15 protein-coding genes are annotated in these 22901 nt (G+C 40.6%); 10 read left to right on the top strand and 5 right to left on the bottom strand.

The genetic code is table 11. The features are described 5' to 3' along the window. Window positions 1–761: 761 nt before the first annotated feature. On the bottom strand, window positions 762–1976 hold the full coding sequence (locus J8Z24_RS20910; RefSeq protein ID WP_125251284.1) for a replication protein A: 1215 nt from the start codon (window positions 1974–1976) through the stop codon (window positions 762–764). Window positions 1977–2678: 702 nt separating this feature from the next. Here J8Z24_RS20910 and J8Z24_RS20905 point away from each other — a divergent pair. The 6 genes from J8Z24_RS20905 (at window position 2679) to J8Z24_RS20880 (ending at window position 10825) form a co-directional block, all read left to right on the top strand. Further along, the gene (locus J8Z24_RS20905) at window positions 2679–3911 is read left to right on the top strand and encodes an AAA family ATPase (RefSeq protein WP_128730449.1); all 1233 of its coding nucleotides are present in this window, start codon (window positions 2679–2681) and stop codon (window positions 3909–3911) included. A gap of 15 nt (window positions 3912–3926) precedes the next feature. Continuing rightward, complete coding sequence (locus J8Z24_RS20900) at window positions 3927–4892, top strand: ParB N-terminal domain-containing protein (RefSeq protein WP_128730448.1); 966 nt, start codon at window positions 3927–3929, stop codon at window positions 4890–4892. Window positions 4893–5056: 164 nt separating this feature from the next. Then, window positions 5057–8149 (top strand): DEAD/DEAH box helicase, encoded by a 3093-nt coding sequence (locus tag J8Z24_RS20895; protein WP_252095780.1) that lies wholly within the window; start codon window positions 5057–5059, stop codon window positions 8147–8149. A 239-nt stretch (window positions 8150–8388) separates the two neighbouring features. Continuing rightward, on the top strand, window positions 8389–8592 hold the full coding sequence (locus tag J8Z24_RS20890) for a hypothetical protein (RefSeq protein WP_125251280.1): 204 nt from the start codon (window positions 8389–8391) through the stop codon (window positions 8590–8592). Window positions 8593–8597: 5 nt separating this feature from the next. Further along, window positions 8598–9284, top strand: coding sequence for a response regulator (locus J8Z24_RS20885; protein ID WP_147389151.1), 687 nt, complete (start codon window positions 8598–8600; stop codon window positions 9282–9284). Between the two features lie 62 nt (window positions 9285–9346). Beyond that, window positions 9347–10825 (top strand): DNA recombination protein RmuC, encoded by a 1479-nt coding sequence (locus tag J8Z24_RS20880; RefSeq protein ID WP_252095779.1) that lies wholly within the window; start codon window positions 9347–9349, stop codon window positions 10823–10825. A 72-nt stretch (window positions 10826–10897) separates the two neighbouring features. On the opposite strand, the gene J8Z24_RS20875 is transcribed toward J8Z24_RS20880, so the two are convergent. After that, window positions 10898–11383: a hypothetical protein gene (locus tag J8Z24_RS20875; protein ID WP_128730445.1), complete on the bottom strand. Its 486-nt coding sequence runs from the start codon at window positions 11381–11383 to the stop codon at window positions 10898–10900. 326 nt (window positions 11384–11709) lie between these two features. On the opposite strand from J8Z24_RS20875, the gene J8Z24_RS20870 reads away from it, so the two are divergent. Further along, the gene (locus J8Z24_RS20870; protein WP_176032603.1) at window positions 11710–14253 is read left to right on the top strand and encodes a TonB-dependent receptor plug domain-containing protein; all 2544 of its coding nucleotides are present in this window, start codon (window positions 11710–11712) and stop codon (window positions 14251–14253) included. 46 nt (window positions 14254–14299) lie between these two features. Here the strand turns inward: J8Z24_RS20870 and J8Z24_RS20865 are convergent, their stop codons facing one another. Together J8Z24_RS20865 and J8Z24_RS20860 are read right to left on the bottom strand one after the other, a co-directional pair. Continuing rightward, the gene (locus J8Z24_RS20865; protein WP_252095778.1) at window positions 14300–16351 is read right to left on the bottom strand and encodes an ATP-binding protein; all 2052 of its coding nucleotides are present in this window, start codon (window positions 16349–16351) and stop codon (window positions 14300–14302) included. A gap of 481 nt (window positions 16352–16832) precedes the next feature. Then, on the bottom strand, window positions 16833–18437 hold the full coding sequence (locus tag J8Z24_RS20860; protein ID WP_128730442.1) for an isocitrate lyase: 1605 nt from the start codon (window positions 18435–18437) through the stop codon (window positions 16833–16835). Window positions 18438–18684: 247 nt separating this feature from the next. Between J8Z24_RS20860 and J8Z24_RS20855 the strand changes: the two genes are divergently transcribed. Beyond that, a complete protein-coding gene (locus J8Z24_RS20855) occupies window positions 18685–20862 on the top strand; it encodes a malate synthase G (RefSeq protein ID WP_147389155.1) in 2178 nt (725 codons plus the stop codon). A gap of 152 nt (window positions 20863–21014) precedes the next feature. On the opposite strand, the gene J8Z24_RS20850 is transcribed toward J8Z24_RS20855, so the two are convergent. Continuing rightward, window positions 21015–21530: a cysteine hydrolase family protein gene (locus J8Z24_RS20850; protein ID WP_147389156.1), complete on the bottom strand. Its 516-nt coding sequence runs from the start codon at window positions 21528–21530 to the stop codon at window positions 21015–21017. Between the two features lie 103 nt (window positions 21531–21633). Here J8Z24_RS20850 and J8Z24_RS20845 point away from each other — a divergent pair, with 103 nt between their 5' ends. Then, the gene (locus J8Z24_RS20845) at window positions 21634–22545 is read left to right on the top strand and encodes a GlxA family transcriptional regulator (protein WP_176032606.1); all 912 of its coding nucleotides are present in this window, start codon (window positions 21634–21636) and stop codon (window positions 22543–22545) included. A gap of 56 nt (window positions 22546–22601) precedes the next feature. Next, the gene (locus J8Z24_RS20840) at window positions 22602–22856 is read left to right on the top strand and encodes a hypothetical protein (protein ID WP_252095777.1); all 255 of its coding nucleotides are present in this window, start codon (window positions 22602–22604) and stop codon (window positions 22854–22856) included. The last annotated feature ends 45 nt before the right edge of the window (window positions 22857–22901 follow it).

The raw sequence follows: 22901 nt of genomic DNA, 5'->3' as shown, positions 1-22901 counted from the left end.
AATGCGGCAATAACTCCATTTAGTATGATGTGTTCTTTAACAGCCTAGATTTGTATCATCAAAGTATAAGTTGAATCTACTAAAATAATAATCGCGTTAGACATCAAGTTGATGAAAGTTTAGATCAATTTTCTTAATTAAGTGGTCTATTTTTAGGCGAGATAATCTTGTCGATAACTCCGCTATCGCCTCCTGCTATCGCTAAGGCACCTACATCCATATAGGCAAGGCAAAATTTCTTATTTAGTTGTTCTAAATAAGAAATTTTTAACGCTGTTAGCGTCAGATTTATTCTTTCAAATTGTGTAAGTATTAAGTCTAATTGGCATTAGTAGTAAAAAAGAAGTTTGATGAGTGAGCAACCAATTTATAGCGCTTGAAGCAAATTTTATTTCAATATTTATGCTCGAAATGCGTAACAGCAGATAAAATATAAGAGAAGCTAGTTTGTTATTTTTTAGATGGCAATTTATTAACATCGTCCCAACTAGCACTTGTATCTGAACAATAATAGTGGATACAGCTAACCGCACTTTAAGTTTTAAAAACTAAATTCAGGGAAAATCTGAAGAATAACGAATCTACTATTCTTCAGATTTTTTATTTGTTCCAAATACTATTATTTTGAAGCAGATTCCTGTTAATTAAATATGATTAGTTAAAAGTTTTCTATCGTGTAGCCGTTGGAAAACAGAGATCAGCAGAGGCGTTTATTAAATGTTTATATGGCATTCTTCGAACAAATACCACTTTGTATGACATTACTTTTTCACTATTTCTTCTAATGTATCTTCATCTATTACTTCTGCATTTTCAACGATACGCTTACCACCCTGAATCTCAATGCGCTTGTGGTGTTTGTTAAGCGCTAAAATTTCATCACAAAATTGTGCTGAAGGGTGCATTTCATAAACATAATCGATGATTTTTCCAGACTTTTCATCTTTAACATTTGAAATGTTGTACTCAGATATAGCCCCTTTTTCGATCAAATCCTTCATTGTTGTAGTCATATCACGACGTAGGGCTTTTAGTTTATTTTCTGTAATTTCATCATCAGAATAGATAGAGCCATACTTTTCCATGATTGAAATCAAACGAAAATGATATGTTTTACCAGGAGCTGCATATCGCCAAAGGTGATAGAGACGCAACATCATCCAACGCGATAAACCGCGTTTTAACTCTTGCGCACTATTAAAGTAATAACCTTTATACTCCAGATTATCAATCATGTTGTGTACAAAAGCATTAAGACAAGCTACACATTTTATGTTTCCACCCTGTCCTTTTTTGCCACTAAAATGAAGTGAAGACAAAAAGTTCATGTTCGATTCGTAGAAAGAATCATCAATACTTGGATTCTTAGTATCTGTTGCGGTGTATTTAAAAGAAAGTTTTGAACCTTGAAGTGCTTCTAGTGACTCCTTAATTTGAGGGTACGGCATCGACTGTCCAACAGCCTTGAGTTCTTGGGCTAGTTCATTCATAGAAAAGATAACAGCATATTGAATACCGGACTTAAAATTAATCTTTACTATTTTCCCTTTTGAAGCAAGACGAATAAGTGCACGCTCAACTTTTTCTTCACGATCAGAAGGCCAGACCAAAAACTCCTCGTCATCGCCATCTTTTTTCGTACTCACAACAGCAGGCGTAATTTTTATCTCACCCTCATACAAAATCCCATCAACTTTCTCTGAAATTTTTCTAGTAACGATCGTTTTTTTTGGCGCTTCTTCTAATGGTAGTTTTTTATGACCAGAGCGAACAAAACGACCCCATAAGTCATAATGATTAAAGGTATTTGAGTAGGCTCTCAAACCATGAGCTGCATGCTCTATTGATACCCGAACATCTTTATTATCAGTGAACAATGCCAAACTTTCATTATCGATAGCACTTTCTACACCATGGATCTGTCCACGAAGTGAATCGGGCAAATTGTCAACAGAGATGTTCACCTTCCGGCTCATTGTTTTACTTCCAAATTTTCATGACGTCTAATAACAACATATTCAGCAGGAAAAGTTAATGATTAAAGTTAGTATAAAAGTGATCTGAGGTCATTTTTTTTGTTTGGATCATTTTTTTACTAACTGGTTCAATTTTCAGATCAACATTTTACTAAGCTAGCACTTAAAAGCCCATAAAAACCCTCTCAATAATCTAGTTTTTTGCTGATTTTGACCCACTACACCACGCCCCTGTGGAAAACTACAACCTAAATTAGTATAGATCTGATCTCTACTTAGAAGAGATCAGATCTATACTTACATTTTACGATCGGATCTTACCGCTACTGTGAATAACCAACTGATTTTTCTTAGTAAAAAATTGATCTCATTAATAAAAAAATAGCATATACCTGTGGGTAAGATGTGAGTAACTATAAAAATAAAATACTAGTTAGTAAAAATCAGATCTGTTAGTTGTAAGAGATCTGATCTTAACCAAGTAATATTGTGATCTAAAAAAAACAATAAAATTCATATAAAACATATAGATACATACTAAAATTTAAACATTAGCCTTTAATACCTATATATTTAGCCATATCTAACCTTTCTTATTTATTCTTAGATGTAAACATAAATTACAAATGTCTTTGTTTTTTTGTGTTTACAGCAAATTGAATGGACATTATAATTATTAGCATCAAATGAAGGATAATGTGTATGTCTATAAATAACAATGCGCTCTCAACGTACAGACTGTTAAAAGCAACAGCTGAAGTCGCCGAACAATCTCTTGCTGGTCGGATACAACACTATCGCGCTCATTTAAAAACCGAAGAAAAAGAACTTCGAACTTATACGCAAAAAGCAGCTGCTGATCTTTTAGGTGTCAATAACAGAACACTCAAACGACGTCATGACCAAGGTGACTTTGACAATATAAACATTAAGAAAGGTGCTAACGGTCATTATGCTTATACATTATCAAATATCTTCGCTATGGCCGAAGTATTAGGTGTAAGTGCAGACCAACGTAAAGAAAAAGACAAACTTCAAGTTATCGTGATTAATAGCTTAAAGGGTGGATGTGGAAAAACAACGAGTTTGGTAAATATTGCAGCAGCCTTAGCCACTACAAATATTAAACGCTATCGCATAGGGATCATCGATCTCGATCCTCAAGGATCTTCGTCCAGCTTTTTTCCATCAAACGATCATGAGCCGATCACAGTCGGTGATTTAATGAGAGATTGTATTGATTTAGATGAAGGTGAAACATGGGAAGATCTAGTTTCAAGTGCATTTCAGACAACCCACATACCAAATATTAGAGTACTACCATCAGGTATGGATGACTTTTACTTTGAACATGAAACCGCTACTGAATTGAAAGAAAGCTCAAGCTATGAATCAACAAGACACTATCATAAGCTCAAAGAAAAGGTTATAGAGCCTGTACAAGACGAGTTTGACATAATTCTTGTAGATACTGCACCATCACTTAATTTCATGTTCTACAATGCACTGATGGCTTCTACTTCAATGTTGATCCCTGTTCATCCAGAAGCGGTTGACTTCGATGCAAACAATAAATATCTAAAACGCCTCGGTGAAATTTATCACACTGTTGCAGCATTAGGTCACGAGGGGTGGGATTTTATGCAATTTTTGGTAACGAATTACGTAAAAGGAAACCATTCACAGCGGGATATTGTTAAGGATGTGCGTAGTGCATTTGGTAGGCAAGTAATGAGTTACCCGATCAACCATAGTTCCGCTATCACCGCAAGCTCCTCGTCGTTTAATACGATATTCGATCAAAAGACTTCTGATAGCCTTGCAAGTAGAGAGTCTTTACTTAAAGCACAAGAAAATATCAAAGACGTAGTCGATGAACTTGAAATGCTTATTCGCTCAAATTGGCCTTCAACACAATCTTCGCTAGCAGAATAAAAAAGGTATCTACAAATGGCTAGAAAACGCAAAAATGACACAAGAATAGACCCTTTTGCAACCGCTGTTGAGGGTAGTAGTTTGGACGATCTATTGGATCAGGCAAAAGTAGGTGATGTGGTTACAATGCCAGCTCCAAGCGATCCTAATCGCACGATTGTATTGACCTGTGAGATCATTCCATTTTCAGATATTGAGAATAAAACAACAGTATTTGGACAAAATCGCCGCGAGCAATCTTTGTTAAGCGAAAAAGCAGTTGCTGATATCTTACCTGCAATCAAAAAAGACAAGCGTAATTTGCATCCAGCTCTATGCTGGAGGCACGATGGCAAGTTACACGTATTATCAGGGTCAAGACGCCGCAAGGCCTGTTTATTAGCTGAAGCTGATTACGTTGTTCTGAGTTCCAAAGATTTTAACGAGGAAGATGCTAAAACACTGGCGGTTTCTTCTGATCAGTATATTGCGCCTAGTTTATGGGAGTTGGGTAAAGCATATAGCGATACTAAGCATGCTTTGATCCAACAAGGTAAAAAAGGATCTTATCGAGAAATAGCAGCAATTGAGGGAGTTTCTCATACCGCTGTAGCTGACGCACTAAAGGCATTTGAAAGCATTCCAGTAGAAGTACTAAAGTATTATCCAACCGCAAACCATTTAGGCAGAGAGGCGGCAAAAAAATTGATTGCAGCGAAGCAAGAACAGCCTCAGTTTTTCGCTGAACAATTGGCAGGATTATCAAACCAAGAGTTTATGACCGATGAAATGTCAGATGAAAAAAGAGCACTACAGATAACTAAATTTTTGACAACATTTGGCAATAGCGATTCGGCTAGAGTCGAATCTATGCTCGAAAGCGATTATATTAGGATCCAGCGTAACTTAAAAAGCGGCGATGTTACCGTAAAAATTGATAATCGTGTTCTTACCGATAAACGTTTGGAACAATTACAAAAACTACTGAGTAGCTACAATTAAACGTTACCGATACCGAGTTGGACAAATTTACTTCAACTCGGTGCTTTTTATGGTCACTTGACCTCCAACCAGTCGTTTTTTACCTATTTTCTCGCATTTGGCTCTTTAGCTCATATCACTAATTTCATATACTGGCTTTTTACTTTGATTTTGACGTGCATTTAATGTCTTCGCAGTTATCTAAAGAGCAACTTTTCGCCTTATTTGAAGAAATCAAGCAGGAGCAAGCGAGTCAGTTTCCGCTATCTGAGCGATTTCTTCGTCAATATTTTAATTCCGGCTTGTTAGCAAAAGCAAAGGAATATCTTAAAGATGAACAGGTTTGCTTTTTGCAGCATAGTGATAACTTCGCTCAGATTGATGCGCAAGTATTGGGCAATTACGGTAATACGTTTACCCAGCATATCAAAATCAATCAGGAGCAGGGTGCTGTCTCTGTCGAAGCAAATTGCTCTTGTTCTAATAATCCTAAGTGTCGACATATCGCAGCTGTATTGCTGAAACTAAAAATCGAACACTCCGGTGGATTTGGCGAAGCTTTTTTAGTTAACGATTGGTTTAATGAATTAGCGCAGCTACAGCAAACAGATAAAGCTGACGCTGATAATGTGTTGTTGTTTGTATTAGAGCCTCGGGCAAATGAAGTATTAGTAAGCCCTAAAGTATCACCAAACCGTCCAGATGGTCTGTATCCTCTTGGCCGTGCACTGACAGAGCAACAACTCAACAGCCAAGTTGCTCCCGCCGGATTATTAGAAAGTGATTTTCGCTTATTCAGTTGGATCCGCTCCCAAAATACGCCTGGCCACTTTGAGTTGTTTGGTGCGTGGGGCTTTAATGCTCTGACTCAGCTTATACATACACATCGCTGTTTTTATCGTAATCATCGTCAGCCATTGGAGTTGGGTCACAAGCAAACATTAGACTTTTATTGGCATCAAGAGAATGACGAATATCAGCTAAAGAGCCGTTTAGCTGGTGTTGAGCATTGGCGATTAGTTAAAACCGAGCCACCAGTTTATTTGGATACTGAAAATCTACTCATTGGTAGGATTGAATCTGAATTAACCGCATCTGAAATTGCCCATCTCCATACGATGCCACCGATCACAGGTGAAAAACTTGAGCAAGTGATGTCGCGCTTTCAAGATATTTTTACTGACGATATTATTGCACCGCCATCTGGTTTTTCTCAACTCGTAAACCCGCAATCAACAGTCGCCAAACTGATCAAATCAGAGCGTGCAAACAAAATTAGGTTTACCATTGAGCCACTAGGAAAAGGTGGGTCGAAAAAACAATTATCGCGTCTTGAACAAGTGCTTACAGGACTGGGCTTTGTACACGAAGGCGAAGACTTTTTGCTGCCTACAGATGACGGTATCGAAATACATTGGTTCAACAAAGAAGTTAGACCTTACCTGCAAGGTAAACGTTGGGTTGTGGATGAGCTGCCAGGCAATGGTCATGTTGTTACTCCGAAAGTGATCTTATCTCTTAAACGTGACAAACAACACCATGTTTTGGGTAAAGTGATGCTGGATGATAAACCTATTACTTTAAACTGGGATAAACACCCGGTTCACGAGCTAAACAATTTAGCCCATGAGTATCGTTATGTGGAGATCGGAGAGCAGTTTTATGCAATCAGTCGCAGCGTATTTGATGAATTGCTGACATTAAAATCTCGCTTTAGTTATTACCTATCCAGCTCTCAGTTTAAGTTCCCACTTTCGTACGCTAAAAAGCTATTTGAGCTGGCGCATATTGAAACCAAGTCAAGCGATCAAAAGCTACTTGAATATTTAGCGGAATTAGAAAAGCCGATTGAACAAAATGAAGTTATTCCGGCTAGTGAAGGACAGTGCTTTACTTTACGCGATTATCAGGCTCAGGGAGTTAATTGGCTTAAGTTCCTAAATCGTCATCAACTAGGTGGTATTCTCGCTGACGATATGGGTCTTGGTAAGACGTTACAAGTAATAGCATACTTTATTGCGCAACATAACACCCTCGTGACACAACCAAGTTTAATTGTCTGCCCTACTAGCTTAGTTGGAAATTGGAGAGATGAATTTAAGCGCTTTGCTCCTCACCTACCCTTGACGATTATTCATGGTGCTAACAGAGAGGAAGCACTAACTAACTTATCGGGTGCTCGTTTTATACTGACCACTTATCCATTGTTAAAACGAGATGTTGCTTATTACAAAGTGTTGGATTTCGACTCTATCGTGTTAGATGAAGCGCAGTATATCAAAAATGAAACTGCACAAATTTCCAAATGCGTGAAGGGACTTTCTGCGCGTTTCAAACTCTGTTTGAGTGGCACACCGATTGAAAACAATTTACTTGAGCTAAAGTCGTTACTGGACTTTGTAATGCCGGATGTATTGGGGACCAAACAACAGTTTAAACAACACTTTCAGATCCCTATCGAGAAAGAGCAAGATCGTGCTCGTGCGAGCGAACTGAGATCTTTAATTGCACCGTTCATTCTAAGAAGAACAAAGTCAGAAGTAGTAAAAGAGCTACCTAATAAAACAGAACTTATTAAAGAGTTAGAGTTCTCAGAGTCGCAGCATAGGCTGTATCAAGGTGTGCAGCATCAAGTAGAGAGTAAATTACAGAACTTATTCCAAGAGCATGGCGTTGAAAGGAGTAAGTTGGCGTTTCTTGATGCACTGCTTAAGCTGCGTCAGATCTGCTGTCACCCTCAACTCGTGGATAAGGATTTGGCAGAGCATAGCAGTGCAAAGTTTGAATGGCTTGCACAGCACCTGCCGACACTATTAAGTGAAGGTCGTAAGATCATCATCTTTAGTCAGTTCACCAGTGTGCTTGATCTCATTGCGGAGCTGTGCCAACAACAACAGCTGAAGTATACAATGTTAACCGGTCAAACCAGACAAAGAGATAAGGCAATAGAAGCATTTACTTCAGGTAAGTGCAGCATCTTTTTAATAAGCCTTAAAGCCGGTGGGACAGGCTTGAATCTTACTCAAGCTGATACCGTGATCCACTTTGATCCTTGGTGGAATCCAGCTGTTGAAAATCAAGCTACTGATCGCGCGTATCGTATTGGCCAAGACAAGCCGGTCTTTGTTTACAAATTAATTATGGCTAATTCCATCGAAGAAAAGGTATTTAAGATGCAAAGAGACAAACAGGCGCTAGTTGACGCTTTGTTTGCAGACTCTGGAGTTAACCTGAGCCAATTTGATGAGTCACAAATGCTCGCATTGATAAAAAGTTAAAAATAAAATTGAACTAAATGAAAACCTCGTAGGTCTATGATTATGCTTATTGCGAACATGTTGGTGTAATAGGCGTATGTTGATTTCCCCCTTTGTTACTGATTGTAATAAGCCAGCTTAACTAAGCTGGCTTTTCTTTTTCTGATGAAAAAAACATCATCACACTCCATTTTTGTTCCATAATGTCGCGCTTTAATATTCATAACGGAGAAACGCCATAGACCAATTAGGATAATGCTATGCTTTGCTACGATGCGACGATTACACACTTAAACTTTATTGAGACACAATCACAAACGGATTATGATCTGTTAAATGAAGTGGCGAGTTCAGAGGATTTGTCTAGTATACTGACAATGTTGTTATTCGATGACACACTGTCGGATACTTTGAAGCGTCAAGTCCGACAGCAATTGAAAAGTTTAAAAGCAAAGAGTAAATAAACCCTATGTCTACACCTCCAAACATCTTACTCGTTGAAGACGATCAAGATATTGCAGAACAAGTATTACTGTTCTTTAGAGCGTCAGGATTTAAGATGTTCCATATTGCTGATGGCGCAGAAGTGGTATCTTGGGTACGCGAAAATCAACCGGATGCGATTTTAATGGATATCATGCTACCAAACCAAGATGGTGTGGAATGTATGCGGCAAATTAGGACATTCTCCGAAGTTCCTATTGTTATGTTAACAGCAAAAGTCACAGAAGCTGATCGTTTACAAGGACTAGAGGTTGGTGCAGACGATTATGTTTGTAAACCATTTAGCGCAGCTGAATTAGTGATGAGAATAAAAGCTATCTTACGTCGTTGCGTGAACACGCATTCCTACCAAAAGCCGATAGAAGTTAACCGTGATGAATTGAGTGTAAAGTTGAGCGGTTGTACTTTGGGGCTCACTAAAGTTGAGTTTGATGTATTTGCTTTGTTGTACGATGCGCCTAATCGTGTCTTCTCAAGACAACAAATTCTTGACCATATTCAGCCAGATAATTTTGATATTTCAGATAGAGTTATTGACAGTCATATTAAAAATATTAGAAAAAAAATCAAAGAATTAGAGCATTCCCCTAAAATTGTTGAATCGGTTTATGGCGCCGGGTACCGTTATAATGGCCAACAGATCACTGAATGACTAAGTGATTGAAATTTATATCTAAGGTATTATCAAAGCAGAACAACTGATGAGATTTCAATATGCTTTGGTCAATGCTTTCAACAACGCCTGCATGGTATAGTTTGGCACTGTTTGCAGGCGGTGCAGCTACCCTCCTTCCTATTGTATGGGTGATCCGCAGTACATTAAAAAGTCAGCTGCATACTCAACAAGCAACAGAACATGCCTTGCGTACTCAAATCGTTCAAGCTGAACAGGTAGTTCAGGAGCTCCGTGAACAGCAGCTACAAAGTCATGGCCAAGTACAGCAAATGCAAGCCCGCCTTAACGAACGTCAACGTCAAGCTACTGAGTATCAACAGCTTTGGCAGCGTGAGCTCGACGCCAAAGAAGAAATTCAAGCCCATGCTCATGGGCTTGAAATTGAAATGGCGAATTTACAAACCTTATTAGAGCAAAAGCAACACCATTTTGAGCAGCAACTAGCGCAACTTGAACAAGCCAAAGTACAGTTAAAAGAAGAGTTTCATAACCTTGCCAACCAGATCTTTGATGAAAAGACAGCGCGCTTTAGCCATCAAAGTAAAGAAAAAATCCAACAATTGCTGCAACCTGTCCAAGGGGAGTTAAAAGGCTTTAGGGATAAGATGGAGGCAATCCATAGCGAAGAGCTGAAACAGCGGGCTTCTTTGAAAACTGAATTACTCCATCTACAAGCTAATAATCGAGTGATGACAGAGCAGGCTGAACGCTTAACTACTGCGCTACAGGGACAGAAAAAAGCACAAGGTAATTGGGGCGAATTGATGCTTGAAAATGTGCTCGATAGTGCTGGTTTAAGACCCGGTTATGACTATCAGCGAGAAGTTAATTTTAATACAGATGAAGGAAAGTTTCGCCCTGATGTGGTGGTTTATCTGCCGCAATCTCGACATTTAGTCATCGATGCGAAGACATCGTTAAACGCCTATACGCGTTATATTAATTCAACAACTGACAGTGAGGCCAATCAGGCTATCGTAGCGCATAGCGAAGCTATTACAGCGCGTATAAAAGAACTTGGAAGTAAATCCTATGAGCGCCTCCCTGGTCTCAATTCTCCGGAAGTGGTTATTATGTTTATTCCGATTGAATCGGCATTTGTTGAAGCGGTAAAGCATAAACCAACCCTTTATCAAGACGCGCTACAACATAATGTTTTGGTTGCGACGCCAACGACTTTATTGACGAGTCTCAATATCGTGAAGCAACTATGGCGTTTTGAAGATCAAAGTAAGCATACGAGAGAGCTGGCACTACGAGCAGAGAAGTTTTATAACAAGTTAAATAACTTCTTGCATAGTATGGAGAATGTGGGCAAGCAACTTGATAAAGCGAAAGAAAGCTATGAAAGGGCATTTTCCCAGTTGTATATGGGCAAAGGAAACTTAATCAAACAGGCCGCTGAGTTTAAAGAGCTTGGTGTTGCGGTAGTTAAAGAGCTGCCAGCAGATCTAGAGGAAAAAGCGAAACTGGAGCTCGAGCCTAAATCCCCTTCTCTCTCTTCTAAAAGCTCGTAATGATCTAATACCAATGAGTATAAACTCCAAAAAAAGGCCACATACTGGGCCTTTTGTTTTAATCGGACTAAGTTACGGGGCGCTGCACTTTGCGTAATCACTATGACGCGGTGAGCCTGAGTATAAGTGCATGTATAGCGTAAACTGATTTACATCACGCCAGATATTATTCGTCGCTGGTGGGCACAGAGATTGTTCTATGTAGCCTTTTAGCGCCTGCCCCGTTAATGCCAATTCTGAGGGAATGCGAATGAACACGTTTATATCGTCTTTACTTATTTTCATATGCGAAAATTGCCAACTGCCTACCATGTATTGCTTAGTAAAGTAGCGATTGAGGCGTTTTTCTGATTCTTCACTCAGCACTAAGTTAGCGGGAGTAGCTGTATCTTTCAAAAGTGCCCACGCACTCAGCAATGAAATTGTCATCGCGAGCAAAAAAGTCAAAATCACCATAGGCGACAGCTTGGTCTTTGGCTTACTCTGTTGTTGCTGCTGTTTAGCTCTAGACTCGACAATTTTCAGCCAGTCAGCATGTTTAAGCGTCCGTTGTGTCATCGTTTCTCTCCGTTTTCATATGCTGATATTTAAGCGTTGTAATATGGAGTAAAGATGGAGTGAATAAACATCAGACCAGTGCCAATTGAGGGTATAAGATAGATCGAAAAATTCTTTATTGTGGGTGAAAGAATAATTTTAAAATTCGCGTCTTTTCTTACGAGAGTTACTTAATTTTAGGTTGGTATCGAATAAGTAAGTGCCAACATTTTAATCGTAAATCGGATGGTATTCGTATTCAGTCTTGATTTACTCCACTATTGACTAAATTAAGTACTAGTCGGTCTTTCACTGACTCTGCGTTCAACATATTCACGGGACAAACTATGCAATTTATTAATAACAAGCTAGACAGCGCTGTTCGCAAGCCAATCTCGTTGGCTGTCGGTGCCGCGCTTCTTTCAACTATTTCAATTCACGCACAGGCAGAAAGTAATAACACTGAAGCTAAAGACAGTGTTGAAGTTATAGAGATCACAGGTACCAGAAGAAGTCTGCGCAGTGTGGCTGAAAGTACCGTTCCGGTCGATGTCATTTCGCTAGATGATATGCAAAGTACAGGTCAGCTGGAGCTAAGCCAGGTACTCACGACGCTGGTGCCAAGTTTTAACTTTCCTAATTCAACACTCGCGGATGGTACTGATCACGCACGTCCTGCTGTGCTTCGCGGGTTAGCACCAGACCATACTTTAGTACTTGTAAATGGTAAACGCCGCCACGCAGGTGCATTATTGAATTTAAATGGTACAGTTGGTCGTGGCTCAACAGCTGTGGATTTGAATACCATTCCTGCTGCCGCAATCAAACGTGTTGAGGTCTTACGTGATGGTGCTGCTGCACAGTACGGCTCAGATGCAATTGCGGGAGTGATTAACATCGTACTTAAAGATGCAGAAGAAGGCGGTAGTATAAGCGTTACCTATGGTGAACACGATACCCAGATGGCAGGTGTTCCTGACTTATTAGCCACCCGTACAGATGCTTCGGGCGATTTAGATTTTGTATTAGGTGATGACCGCAAACGCAATGACGGCGGCACCACAACCATTGGTGCTAATATTGGTTTTGCGCTAGGCAATGATGGCTTTATTAATCTTTCAGCCGAATATAGAGACAAAAAGCCAACGAATCGTTCGGGCTTTGATCCAAGAGAACAATATGCTCGTGACGACAACGGTCAATTGGACGCTCGAGAGTTTACTTTTGACCGCTACAATCATCGTTTTGGTAAAGCTGAAGTGGAAGACTTTGCGCTCTTTTTCAATGCTGGCTACAACTTAGATACTGATACAGAGCTTTATTCATTTGGTAGTTACTCAACACGAGAAGGTAACTCTGGTGGGTTTTATCGCCGTGCAAAAGACAGCCGTAATCTAACTGCGGTTTATCCAGACGGTTTCTTACCACAAATTGTCAGTGATGTTGATGATTACTCATTCGCTATTGGCGTAAAAGGAACTCGCGGTGATTGGGACTATGATATTAGCAGCAACTATGGCGTGAATGACTTTGGTTTGGGAGTTGTAAACAGCCTAAACACCTCAATGGGCGTAACCAGTCCAACTGAATTTAATAATGGCGCGTTGATTTATTCACAGTGGTTAGTGAATGCGGACGCGAAAACAGCATTGGATTTGGGTTTACCAGACGATGTTTTTTTCACCGTTGGTGCTGAATATCGCCGTGAAAATTACGAAATTGAAGTTGGTGACGAGGCGTCTTATCTAACGGTGCTTGATGCCGAAGGTAATCCTGTGGCCGCTGGTGGTGCGCAAGTACTGGCCGGGTTTTCACCGGCAAGTGCGGTAGATGAATCTCGCCACAATATCGCTTTATTTGCAGAGTTCGATACGTATCTAACACAAGACTGGAATATCGTCTTGGCTGGTCGTTTCGAGGATTATAGCGACTTTGGCAGCACCTTTACTAGCAAACTTGCATCGCGCTATGTGGTTTCAGACAACCTATCGTTACGTGGTGCGATAAGTACCGGTTTCAGAGCACCTTCATTAGCTCAAACATCATATAAATCAGTAGCAACCGTATTTGAAAATGGCGTACCGAGTGAAGTTGGACATTTTCCGGTTGATACGCCTGCTGCTAAAGCACTAGGTGCTCGCGAGCTAGAAGCTGAAGAGTCAGTGAATGCTACGGTGGGTTTTGTGTACACACTTGATGCGTTCTCATTCACGGTAGATGCGTATCGAATTGATATTGATGACCGCATTGTACTCTCTGAGAATCTAAATGGTCCTGAGGTTATTGATATTTTACGCCAAGCAGGCGAGCTTAACACACAAAGTGTCAGGTACTTCACAAATGCCATCGACTCTCGCACTCAAGGTGTTGATATCGTTGCGACGTACAGCTTTGACCTCTCTGACTTTGGTGATTTGAGATTAAGTGCTGCGGTCAATATTAACGATACCGAAGTAACGGATGTCAAAGCGAACCCAGCAGAGCTAGAAGCCTTAGGTGACAGCTATGAATATTTTGCTCGTCGTGAAATAGCTCGATTTGAAGATGGTACACCAAAAGATAAATGGAACTTAGCAGCAATTTGGCAGTTTGGTGATTGGCAAACAACCCTACGCGCAACACGTTATGGTGAAACAACTGATTCTTCAAGCTCGGTTACAGGTGATGAAGTATTAGATGCCAAATGGATTACAGATTTGGAAGTGGCCTATAATTTAGGTGACAACTGGAAATTCGCCGTCGGCGCGAACAACCTGTTTGACCAGTATCCTCAAGATACGGTGAGTAATATTGGTTTTACAACATTTAACCAAATCTTCCCTTACTCAGCGTTCTCGGCATACAACACTGATGGCCGTTTCGTATATGGCAATATTAGCTATCGCTTTTAAATATGATTTGAAGTAATCAATGGCCAAGCAAACGCTTGGCCTTTTTTTATTTATAATTGCTATCTACCGCATGGGGAAGGTTTATTTGGATACACAGACCACCGAACTTTCCTGACTTAAGCCTAATTGTTCCATTCATTGCCTCTACTATGCTTTTACAAATAGAAAGACCTAGCCCTGATCCCCCTGTTGCCCGGCTTCTTGAAGCTTCAACACGGTACAGGCGTTCAAATAATTTGTTTTGCTCGCGCTCCAGTACCCCAGGTGAGCTATCATCAACTTGTAAGAAGAATCCAAATTTATTAACCACAGCTTTAAAGCGCACTTTGCCAGGGACATCTGTATATAAACAGGCATTTTTTGCTAGGTTATCAATCACTCGGTCTAGCTTTGGCTTATCGATATGAATATCCATATCGTCAACGTGAATGTCAGCAATAAATTGCAACTTATTACTAGTTACTAACCTCTCAACATCATACACATAGCTTTGTATTACAGTTTTGGCATCGTAAAGCTGAGGGTGGATCACTAAAGCATTATGATCTGCTTGGGAAAGCTGGTAGACATTAGATATCAGGTCGTTAAGTTGATTTATCTTATTGTTTATTTTTGCATAAGCGATGGTGCTGTCATCTATCAGGTTATGCTCCATGGCTTCAATGTGAAGTTTTAGTACACTTAAAGGCGTACGAAGCTCATGAGAAATATCAGCCAGCATTTTGTCTTTTTGTGCAATGTTTGATTGATACATTTTGGCTTTCAAAGTTGCACTTCTATGTTTTGCTATAAAAAAGCCGATAAAGAAAGTCCCCATTAAAAAAACGGCGATAGCAGTGACTAACCACATTTGTGTAGAAAGCTTAGCATTTTTAAGGTTAATTTCTGTTATAGCCTGCTTGGCCTGAGCTTTTTCAAGTTCCTGAGATTGGATTAAGGCATCAATACTAGCTTTGTAAGTACTTACCTGTTTTTGTAAGTAGTCAGCATGGATGTTCGATTGCAGCTCTGCAGCTGAATACATAAATTGGTACGCATCCGCAAAGTTGCCGTCAAGTGCTAAGGCTTGTGCTTTTAAATGGTGATATTTTTCTTGCAGTACTTCAGTTGCTTCAATTTTTATTAATTTATCGAGTGTGGGCAGTAATGTTTTTGCTTCTTTCAGTTCAGCTCTTGCAAGTCTGACTTCAAGCTCTGTAAGAAAGGCATAAAATTGTTGTAACGTGGAACTCGTTTGTGTTGCATATTCAATCGCAGATAGTGCCTCTGTTAATGCACTGTCTAGCTCAGATTTAGTAATATAAATCAATGCCGCGGTTCGATGTGCGCGACTGAGCGACACCCGAGCATCTAATTGGCGTAAAAGTTCGATGGCCTCGTTAATTTGAAGTAGTGCCTCATCAGCTTTACTGTTTTTGAATTTTAATTCCCCTAACCGCAGTGCTGTACCAGCAACATTACGTAGCTCCTTGGATGCTTTATCTGCTATCAACGCTTGTTGAAAGAAATACTCTGCATTTTCCTTGTCCCCCAAACGCACAGAAATATCTCCAAGGTTGTAAAAATTGGCACCTTGCTTTTCATACTGGTCTGTTCCTTTAAGCAGTTCATATGCCTTTAGATGATACTGCATTGATTGTGCGAGCAGGTTCCTGTGATCAGCGACAACTCCTAAGTTATTATAGGTTTGTGCAATCAAGTTTGGCTTGTTCATTGACTGTGCTGAGTCTAATGCTTTTAAATAAAAGTCTTCAGCAAGTGCTAATTTGCTGATGCTGCGATAGTTGATGCCGATCTCTCGGTATAGCTCATATTTTCTTATCTCAGTTAGGAAGAATTGCTTTTCAATAAAGTTAAGCGTTGATATCGATTTTTCGTATAAATCTTGCTTTCTATATATCATCGCTTGAAGAAAAATAGCTTGGTAGCGTGTTTCATCATTTTCGGTATTACTCAGCTCTTTGATTTTTTCAAGCGCTTCGGTGTACTGACCGGCAATTTCTAGTGCTTGTACTTCTTTTATCGTTATATTTTCAGCATTACAACTCAGCGCAAAAAATATAAGCACTGCAAGCGTGAGATTCTTAAATAGAGTCATCTTTTAAGTTCATATCGTTTTTGTCTGTCATGCAGCATTACACAAAAAAGTGAGGTAAATATGGAAAGTGTAAAGGGGGTTTACAGTGACAATTGATGTTTATCAATCATGCGCTAATAATATGATGAACAAGACTTGGAATATTCTCAGAACAAAATTTTACTAAGTAAGTTAGTAAAAATGTGACCTGTCGTAGATTTAGTTAGTAAAATTTTGGTTTGTAAAAGTGGCTTAAGTCAAAAGTGAGTATTTTTGAGCTAGGATCTTTGATCTTCATAAAAAGATCGGGATCGTTTGTTGTTGGGTTAATAAAATCCTGATCCAAATTTGATTGTTGTTAGTAAAAACATGATCTGTCTAGCAAAGGTTAGTAAAGCGGTGATCTGAGACTGATAAGCTAGTAAAAACCTGATCTAATAATCTCAAGCTCTGAAAAGGGCCTTGCGGCCCTTACTGATTTTGGAACTAAATAAATCAAATGTTAGAACTGGTTCATGGTGTTGGCTTCACCGCCAGCTTTTAGTGCATTTTCGCCAGAGAAGTATTCTTTGTGGGTGTCACCTATATTAGAACCAGCTAAGTCTTGGTGTTTAACTGATGCTTGCTCGCGACGGATTTCTTGTCGTTGCACATCGCGTACATAGGCAAGCATACCCGCGTCACCAAAATAGCCTTCAGCCAGAATATCGGTGCTTAGCGCTGCTGTATGATAAGTTGGCAGTGTAATTAGATGGTGGAAAATCCCCGCTTCTCTTGCGGAATCCCGCTGGAAGTTTTGCACCAGTCGATCAGCTTCTGTAGCTAATTCGGTTGTGTCTAATTCTGGAGCCATCAATACCTTCGCATCTGTGCTTGGATCAGGGTATGTTGATAAGTCTTTACCTTGTTCTTGCCATTGCTGGTATACCTGCTCACGGAACTTCAATGTCCAGTTAAATGAAGGCGAGTTGTTGTACACAAGCTTTGCGTTAGGTACCTGTTCACGGACGCGGTTAACCAGCTCGGCAATTTGCTCGATATTTGGTTTTTCGGTTTCAATCCATAATAGATCTGCACCTGATTGCAAGCTAGTTACACAGTCTAGGACCACACGATCTTTTTCTGTACCTGCTTTGAATTGATATAGGCCGTTATCCAAGCGAACCGGTTTTTGTAATTCGCCACCCAGCTTAATTGCCATTTCACCTTCTTGTAAATCAGCGGCTGAGGTCACAGGCGTGGTGTCTAAGTAGCTGGTGTATTGACTCGCAAGGTCGCCAGCAGCTTTTGAGACTGGTACTTTTTGCGTCAAGCTTGCACCCAATGAGTCGGTACGGGCAACGATCACGCCATCTTCAACACCAAGCTCAAGGAATGCGTATCGAACAGCGTTAATCTTAGCTAAAAAGTCCTCATGGGGAACCGTTACTTTACCTGCTTGGTGGCCACACTGTTTTGCGTCCGATACTTGGTTTTCGATTTGAATAGCACAAGCACCTGCTTCAATCATTTGTTTAGCTAATAGGTAGGTTGCTTCTTCGTTACCAAAACCGGCATCAATATCTGCAATGATAGGCACTACATGGGTTTCGAAATTATCGATTTTGTTAAGGATCTCGGTTGTGTCTTGGCCTTTGGCTTTTGCTGCATCAAGCTCTTTGTAGAGATGGTCTAGCTCTCGCGCATCGGCTTGCTTGAGGAAGGTGTAGATCTCTTCAATCAAAGCTGGAACTGCTGTTTTTTCGTGCATACTTTGGTCTGGCAGTGGGCCAAACTCTGAGCGCAGCGCAGCAACCATCCAGCCACTTAAGTATACGTAAGAGCGTTTCGTGGTTTTGTTGTGACGCTTTACTGCCATCATCATTTGTTGCGCTGTAAAGCCGTGCCAGCAACCAAGGGATTGCGTATATTGGCTGCTATCAGCATCGTATGCTGCCATATCTTCACGCATCACCTTGGCTGTATATTTTGCGATGTCCAAACCGGTTTTGAAGCGGTTTTGTAGGTGCATACGGCTGGCATACTCAGGACTGATAGACTGCCAAGTTTTTCCTTGGCTTTGACATAGACTAGAGAAATGATCTAACTGAGTTTGATACTGAGACATAATTAGCTTCCTTCGAACGGGTACTATAAATCAAATTAAGTTCTGGTTGTTTGTTACACGAAGCCACCTGATGTGAGAGTGGTTGGCTGCGGGCTTAATTAAACACTAGGCCGATAAATTAGATTTTTTAAATTTATAGTTATTATTACGAGTATATTTTTTGTGAATGAGAAAAGGGGTTCGTTTTTCCAAAAATTGTTTTATGTTTGATCTATCCCGTTCAAAAAATGTTAATCAAGGACTCTCCATGAGCAAGTATGTCACTTATTCAGGCTTCCAAATTGCGACTCCTCTGGCGCAGTTTGTCGAGCAATCTTTACTTCCCGGCACCGGGATAGCGGTAAATCAATTTTGGCAAGGTGTTGCGGATATTTTTTCGGCACTTGGTAAGCAAAACCAAGCGTTACTAAACAAACGTGATACCCTGCAACAGCAAATTGACGATTACCACCTCTCTCACCCTGATTGGCAAGCTGCTGAATATCGGACATTTCTTGAATCAATTGGCTATTTGCAGCCAGAACCTGAAGATTTTGTCATTGAAACTAAACATGTAGAACCTGAAATTGCCAGTGCTGCAGGGCCGCAATTAGTGGTACCTGTGAGTAATGCTAGATTTGCGCTAAATGCAGCTAATGCCCGCTGGGGATCTTTGTATGATGCGCTCTATGGTACTGATGTTCTTAGCGAAGAGGATGGCGCTGAACGTACTCAAGACTATAATCCAACGCGTGGATTTAAAGTTATGGCTTATGCTAGGCAGTTTCTTGATAACGCGCTGCCGTTAGCAAAGGGCTCTCACATAGAAAGTACGAACTATGCAATTCTGGACGGAAACTTGGTGATCACGCTAAACGATAGCGCTCAAGTATCATTGCAGCAGCCTGAGCAGCTAGTGGGCTATCAGGGGGAAGCACAAAACCCAAGTGCAATATTGCTGCGTCATCATGATCTCCATATAGAGATCCAAATTGATCCACATCATCCGGTCGGGCAAGCTGACAAAGCAGGGATCAAAGATGTCGTTCTCGAATCTGCACTTACGACTATTATGGATTGTGAGGACTCTGTTGCGGCGGTGGATGCTAAAGACAAAGTCTTGGTATATCAAAATTGGTTAGGTCTGATGAAAGGGAGCTTGAGTGAGACCTTCGAAAAGTCAGAGAAATCATTGACCAGGACGCTAAATACCGACCGAAGTTACGTAGATACGCAAGGCCAGCGTATTACGCTAAAAGGTCGCGCTATGATGTTTGTGCGTAACGTTGGCCACCTAATGACAACACCAGCGGTGCTGGACGCAGAAGGAAATGAGCAGTTTGAAGGGATCTTAGATGCCATCATGACAAGCACCGCAGCACTGCATGATTTGCAGGGAAATAGCCCGTTTAAAAACTCGACGGCAGCAAGTATCAATATCGTGAAGCCAAAGATGCATGGTCCTGAAGAGGTTGCCTTCACTGATACCTTGTTTAGTCGAGTAGAAGCATTACTTTCACTGCCAAAAAATACCATCAAGATGGGCATTATGGACGAAGAGCGTCGCACTTCAGTGAATTTAAAAGCTTGTATTGCTGCTGCAAAACAGCGTGTTGTATTTATAAATACCGGCTTTTTGGATAGAACCGGTGATGAAATTCATACCTCAATGTTAGCAGGCCCAGTATTACCAAAAACATTGATTAAAGGCCAGTCCTGGATAGCTGCTTATGAAGATCAAAATGTGGATATTGGTCTTAAAACCGGTTTTAGGAAAAAGGCACAAATCGGCAAAGGCATGTGGCCAATGCCAGATAAAATGGCGCTGATGATGGAGCAAAAGCAAGGTCATCCTGAGTCTGGTGCTAATACTGCGTGGGTGCCCTCTCCTACCGCAGCAACGCTCCACGCGATGCACTATCACTATGTGGATGTGTTTGCACGCCAACTTGAGATAAAAACACGCCAGCAGGCGTCACTTGATAACTTACTTACGCCCCCGTTGATGTTAGAAAACGATTTGTCTGCTGAGGATATCCAAGCTGAATTAGACAATAACGCGCAGGGCATCTTGGGCTACGTGGTACGCTGGATAGACCAAGGCGTAGGGTGTTCAAAAGTGCCAGATATCAATCATGTTGGATTAATGGAAGATAGAGCAACACTTAGGATTTCAAGCCAGCATATTGCTAACTGGTTATATCATGGGATTTGTAGTGAAGAGCAGGTAGAAAAGACGTTTAAGCGAATGGCTGCAGTGGTTGATGGTCAAAACGAAAGTGACAGCCTCTACCAACCAATGCTCAATGAGCATCAGCCTCTGAGTGAAAACCTTGCATACAAAGCTGCATTATCTTTGGTATTTGAAGGCCGAGTACAACCCAATGGGTACACCGAGCCGCTGCTTCACACCTATCGGCAAGCTTATAAGCAGCAGGCGAATTAGTACCTTTTCATTTCGATGTCACTCAAATCAAGGATTGGTTAATCTGGCCTTTTTGGTTGTTATGCTTGTGTAGAGGTAAACCTCGATCTTCGTTTGGTTTGTAGGTCGTGATTTATCACTACGAGCTTCTGCTTATATTTAGTAGTGATAGACTACATTTGCGATACGGTGACAAAAGGTACTCGTGTTGAAACACCGCTGAGTGCAATTTTGTGGATCATTTCATCTGGGGCTGTGCAGCAATCACTGAGAATACAAACATTGTACTGCTCCGCCGATTTAGATAGCGCAGTATGTGTTACACAGTTTTGTGTCATCATGCCGCAGATATATAAAGTATCGATATCTTTAGATTGGAGCAAACCGTTTAATGAAGTTTGCTCAAAGCTATCAGCGTAGGACTTTACGATATGGTGGCCGTTTTCTTGTGCTTGGCGTAGGCAATTATGAAGTTCGACACCGCGAGTGCCGGGATTGAAAAATGGTGCTTTTTCTTGTTCTGGATTAGCGATATGCTGGACATAAATGATCTCCATGCTTTGCTCTGCTGCTTTTTTGATAGCGCTGTTGATGTTTGCTAGTGTATTTTCGGTGTTCCATAACGGGAAAAGCCCTCCAGGAAAGTAATCATTTTGAATGTCGATCACCAATAGTGCACATTTGTTCATTTCTTTTACCTCGTTAGTTAATTTACAGAGGTATTGTGCTGGAGTTGTAACTTTGACTGCAGTGTCTAAAATGACATTTTTGAGTTTAAATTCGACAATACAGATGAAACTAATCAAAGTGGCGATTTGTCACTACCCTCATGTGATGAAGTCGGCTGTGTATGGTCTAGAAGAGCTGTTTTTTCTAGCTGATAGAATTTGTATCGAAGAGTCGCTGAATACCCGATTTACAACACATGTTGCCACCTTCAGTAGCGCTGTAAAGGGGGATTACAATATTGTGTTATTACCGCCGAGTGTTAGTTCTGATTTTTATCTTACACCTGACCCTCAATTACTTGCTTGGTTAAATAAGCAACATCGACAAGGTGCTGTTATTGCTTCTGCTTGTGCGGGAGCATTTATACTCGCTGCCTCGGGGCTAAGTCATCAGCGTTTGCTTACTACGCATTGGGGGTTAACTGAGGAATTTAAACGGCACTTTCCTAACCAGCCTGTTGATACGCGTAAAATTTTAATAGATCACAATGATATTATGTCTGCTGGTGGCATGATGTCATGGCTTGATCTTGGATTAGAGCTAGTCAAAAAATACAGCGGTCACTTAGTTATGCGTAAGTTAGGCAAAACGCTAGTGGTAGATACTGCTCAGCGGGAGCAGAGCTACTATCATCAATTTCAACCGAATTTTCAACATGGTGATGATGCTGTGCAGCGAGCTCAGCAATACATTAATATCCATTATGGCCACAATATTTCAATTGCAGATCTGGCTGATATTGCCCTACTAACGCAAAGAACCCTACAGCGACGTTTTGCTAAGGTACTCGGACTCAATCCTAATCAATATTTGCAACGGTTTCGGGTGCAAAAAATGTGTGATTTATTAGAAAGCACGAGCAAACCATTTGATTGGATTGCGCACCAGGTAGGATACGAAGATACGACGGCCTGCCGTAAGGTGTTTAATAAGTATATGGGCTTAACGCCAAGCGAGTTTCGAAAACGTTTCTAGTTATTTGAACTTTACCTGAAGCAAAAATACTTAGCCCTGAGTAAATTGAAGATAATATGGAAAGCAGCAACAAGATTAAAGCGTTTTTAGACTTGCAGAGTTTCCGTGATTTAACGATTACTATATCTTGTATTTATCTAGGCGAAATAACTGCGGCTACGGAGCCGTTAAGTCGAGCTCCGAGTTGGGTGTCAGGATTATTACTCAAGGTGATTGTTATTGCTATGGTGACATCTATTGTAGATCTGCTACTACTGCCCCCTGTTAGCGATAGAGATATGGATAAGCCGTTAGGTGAGCGGGAAAGTTGATTGCATTACCAGGGGGAAAATTTGCCTATTGGGTACTTTAGGTTG

This window comes from Pseudoalteromonas sp. SCSIO 43201 (assembly GCF_023716725.1).
GTDB classification, from domain to species: domain Bacteria; phylum Pseudomonadota; class Gammaproteobacteria; order Enterobacterales; family Alteromonadaceae; genus Pseudoalteromonas; species Pseudoalteromonas peptidolytica.
Note: the sequence above shows the minus strand (reverse complement) of the source record. Positions and strands in the feature narration are given on the sequence as shown.

Excerpts from the sequence above, each read along its gene's own strand:
- J8Z24_RS20910 (WP_125251284.1), bottom strand. The coding sequence starts at position 1,976 with ATGAGCCGGAAGGTGAACATCTCTGTTGACAATTTGCCCGATTCACTT.
- J8Z24_RS20905 (WP_128730449.1), top strand. The coding sequence starts at position 2,679 with ATGTCTATAAATAACAATGCGCTCTCAACGTACAGACTGTTAAAAGCA.
- J8Z24_RS20900 (WP_128730448.1), top strand. The coding sequence starts at position 3,927 with ATGGCTAGAAAACGCAAAAATGACACAAGAATAGACCCTTTTGCAACC.
- J8Z24_RS20895 (WP_252095780.1), top strand. The coding sequence starts at position 5,057 with ATGTCTTCGCAGTTATCTAAAGAGCAACTTTTCGCCTTATTTGAAGAA.
- J8Z24_RS20890 (WP_125251280.1), top strand. The coding sequence starts at position 8,389 with ATGCTTTGCTACGATGCGACGATTACACACTTAAACTTTATTGAGACA.
- J8Z24_RS20885 (WP_147389151.1), top strand. The coding sequence starts at position 8,598 with ATGTCTACACCTCCAAACATCTTACTCGTTGAAGACGATCAAGATATT.
- J8Z24_RS20880 (WP_252095779.1), top strand. The coding sequence starts at position 9,347 with ATGCTTTGGTCAATGCTTTCAACAACGCCTGCATGGTATAGTTTGGCA.
- J8Z24_RS20875 (WP_128730445.1), bottom strand. The coding sequence starts at position 11,383 with ATGACACAACGGACGCTTAAACATGCTGACTGGCTGAAAATTGTCGAG.
- J8Z24_RS20870 (WP_176032603.1), top strand. The coding sequence starts at position 11,710 with ATGCAATTTATTAATAACAAGCTAGACAGCGCTGTTCGCAAGCCAATC.
- J8Z24_RS20865 (WP_252095778.1), bottom strand. The coding sequence starts at position 16,351 with ATGACTCTATTTAAGAATCTCACGCTTGCAGTGCTTATATTTTTTGCG.
- J8Z24_RS20860 (WP_128730442.1), bottom strand. The coding sequence starts at position 18,437 with ATGTCTCAGTATCAAACTCAGTTAGATCATTTCTCTAGTCTATGTCAA.
- J8Z24_RS20855 (WP_147389155.1), top strand. The coding sequence starts at position 18,685 with ATGAGCAAGTATGTCACTTATTCAGGCTTCCAAATTGCGACTCCTCTG.
- J8Z24_RS20850 (WP_147389156.1), bottom strand. The coding sequence starts at position 21,530 with ATGAACAAATGTGCACTATTGGTGATCGACATTCAAAATGATTACTTT.
- J8Z24_RS20845 (WP_176032606.1), top strand. The coding sequence starts at position 21,634 with ATGAAACTAATCAAAGTGGCGATTTGTCACTACCCTCATGTGATGAAG.
- J8Z24_RS20840 (WP_252095777.1), top strand. The coding sequence starts at position 22,602 with ATGGAAAGCAGCAACAAGATTAAAGCGTTTTTAGACTTGCAGAGTTTC.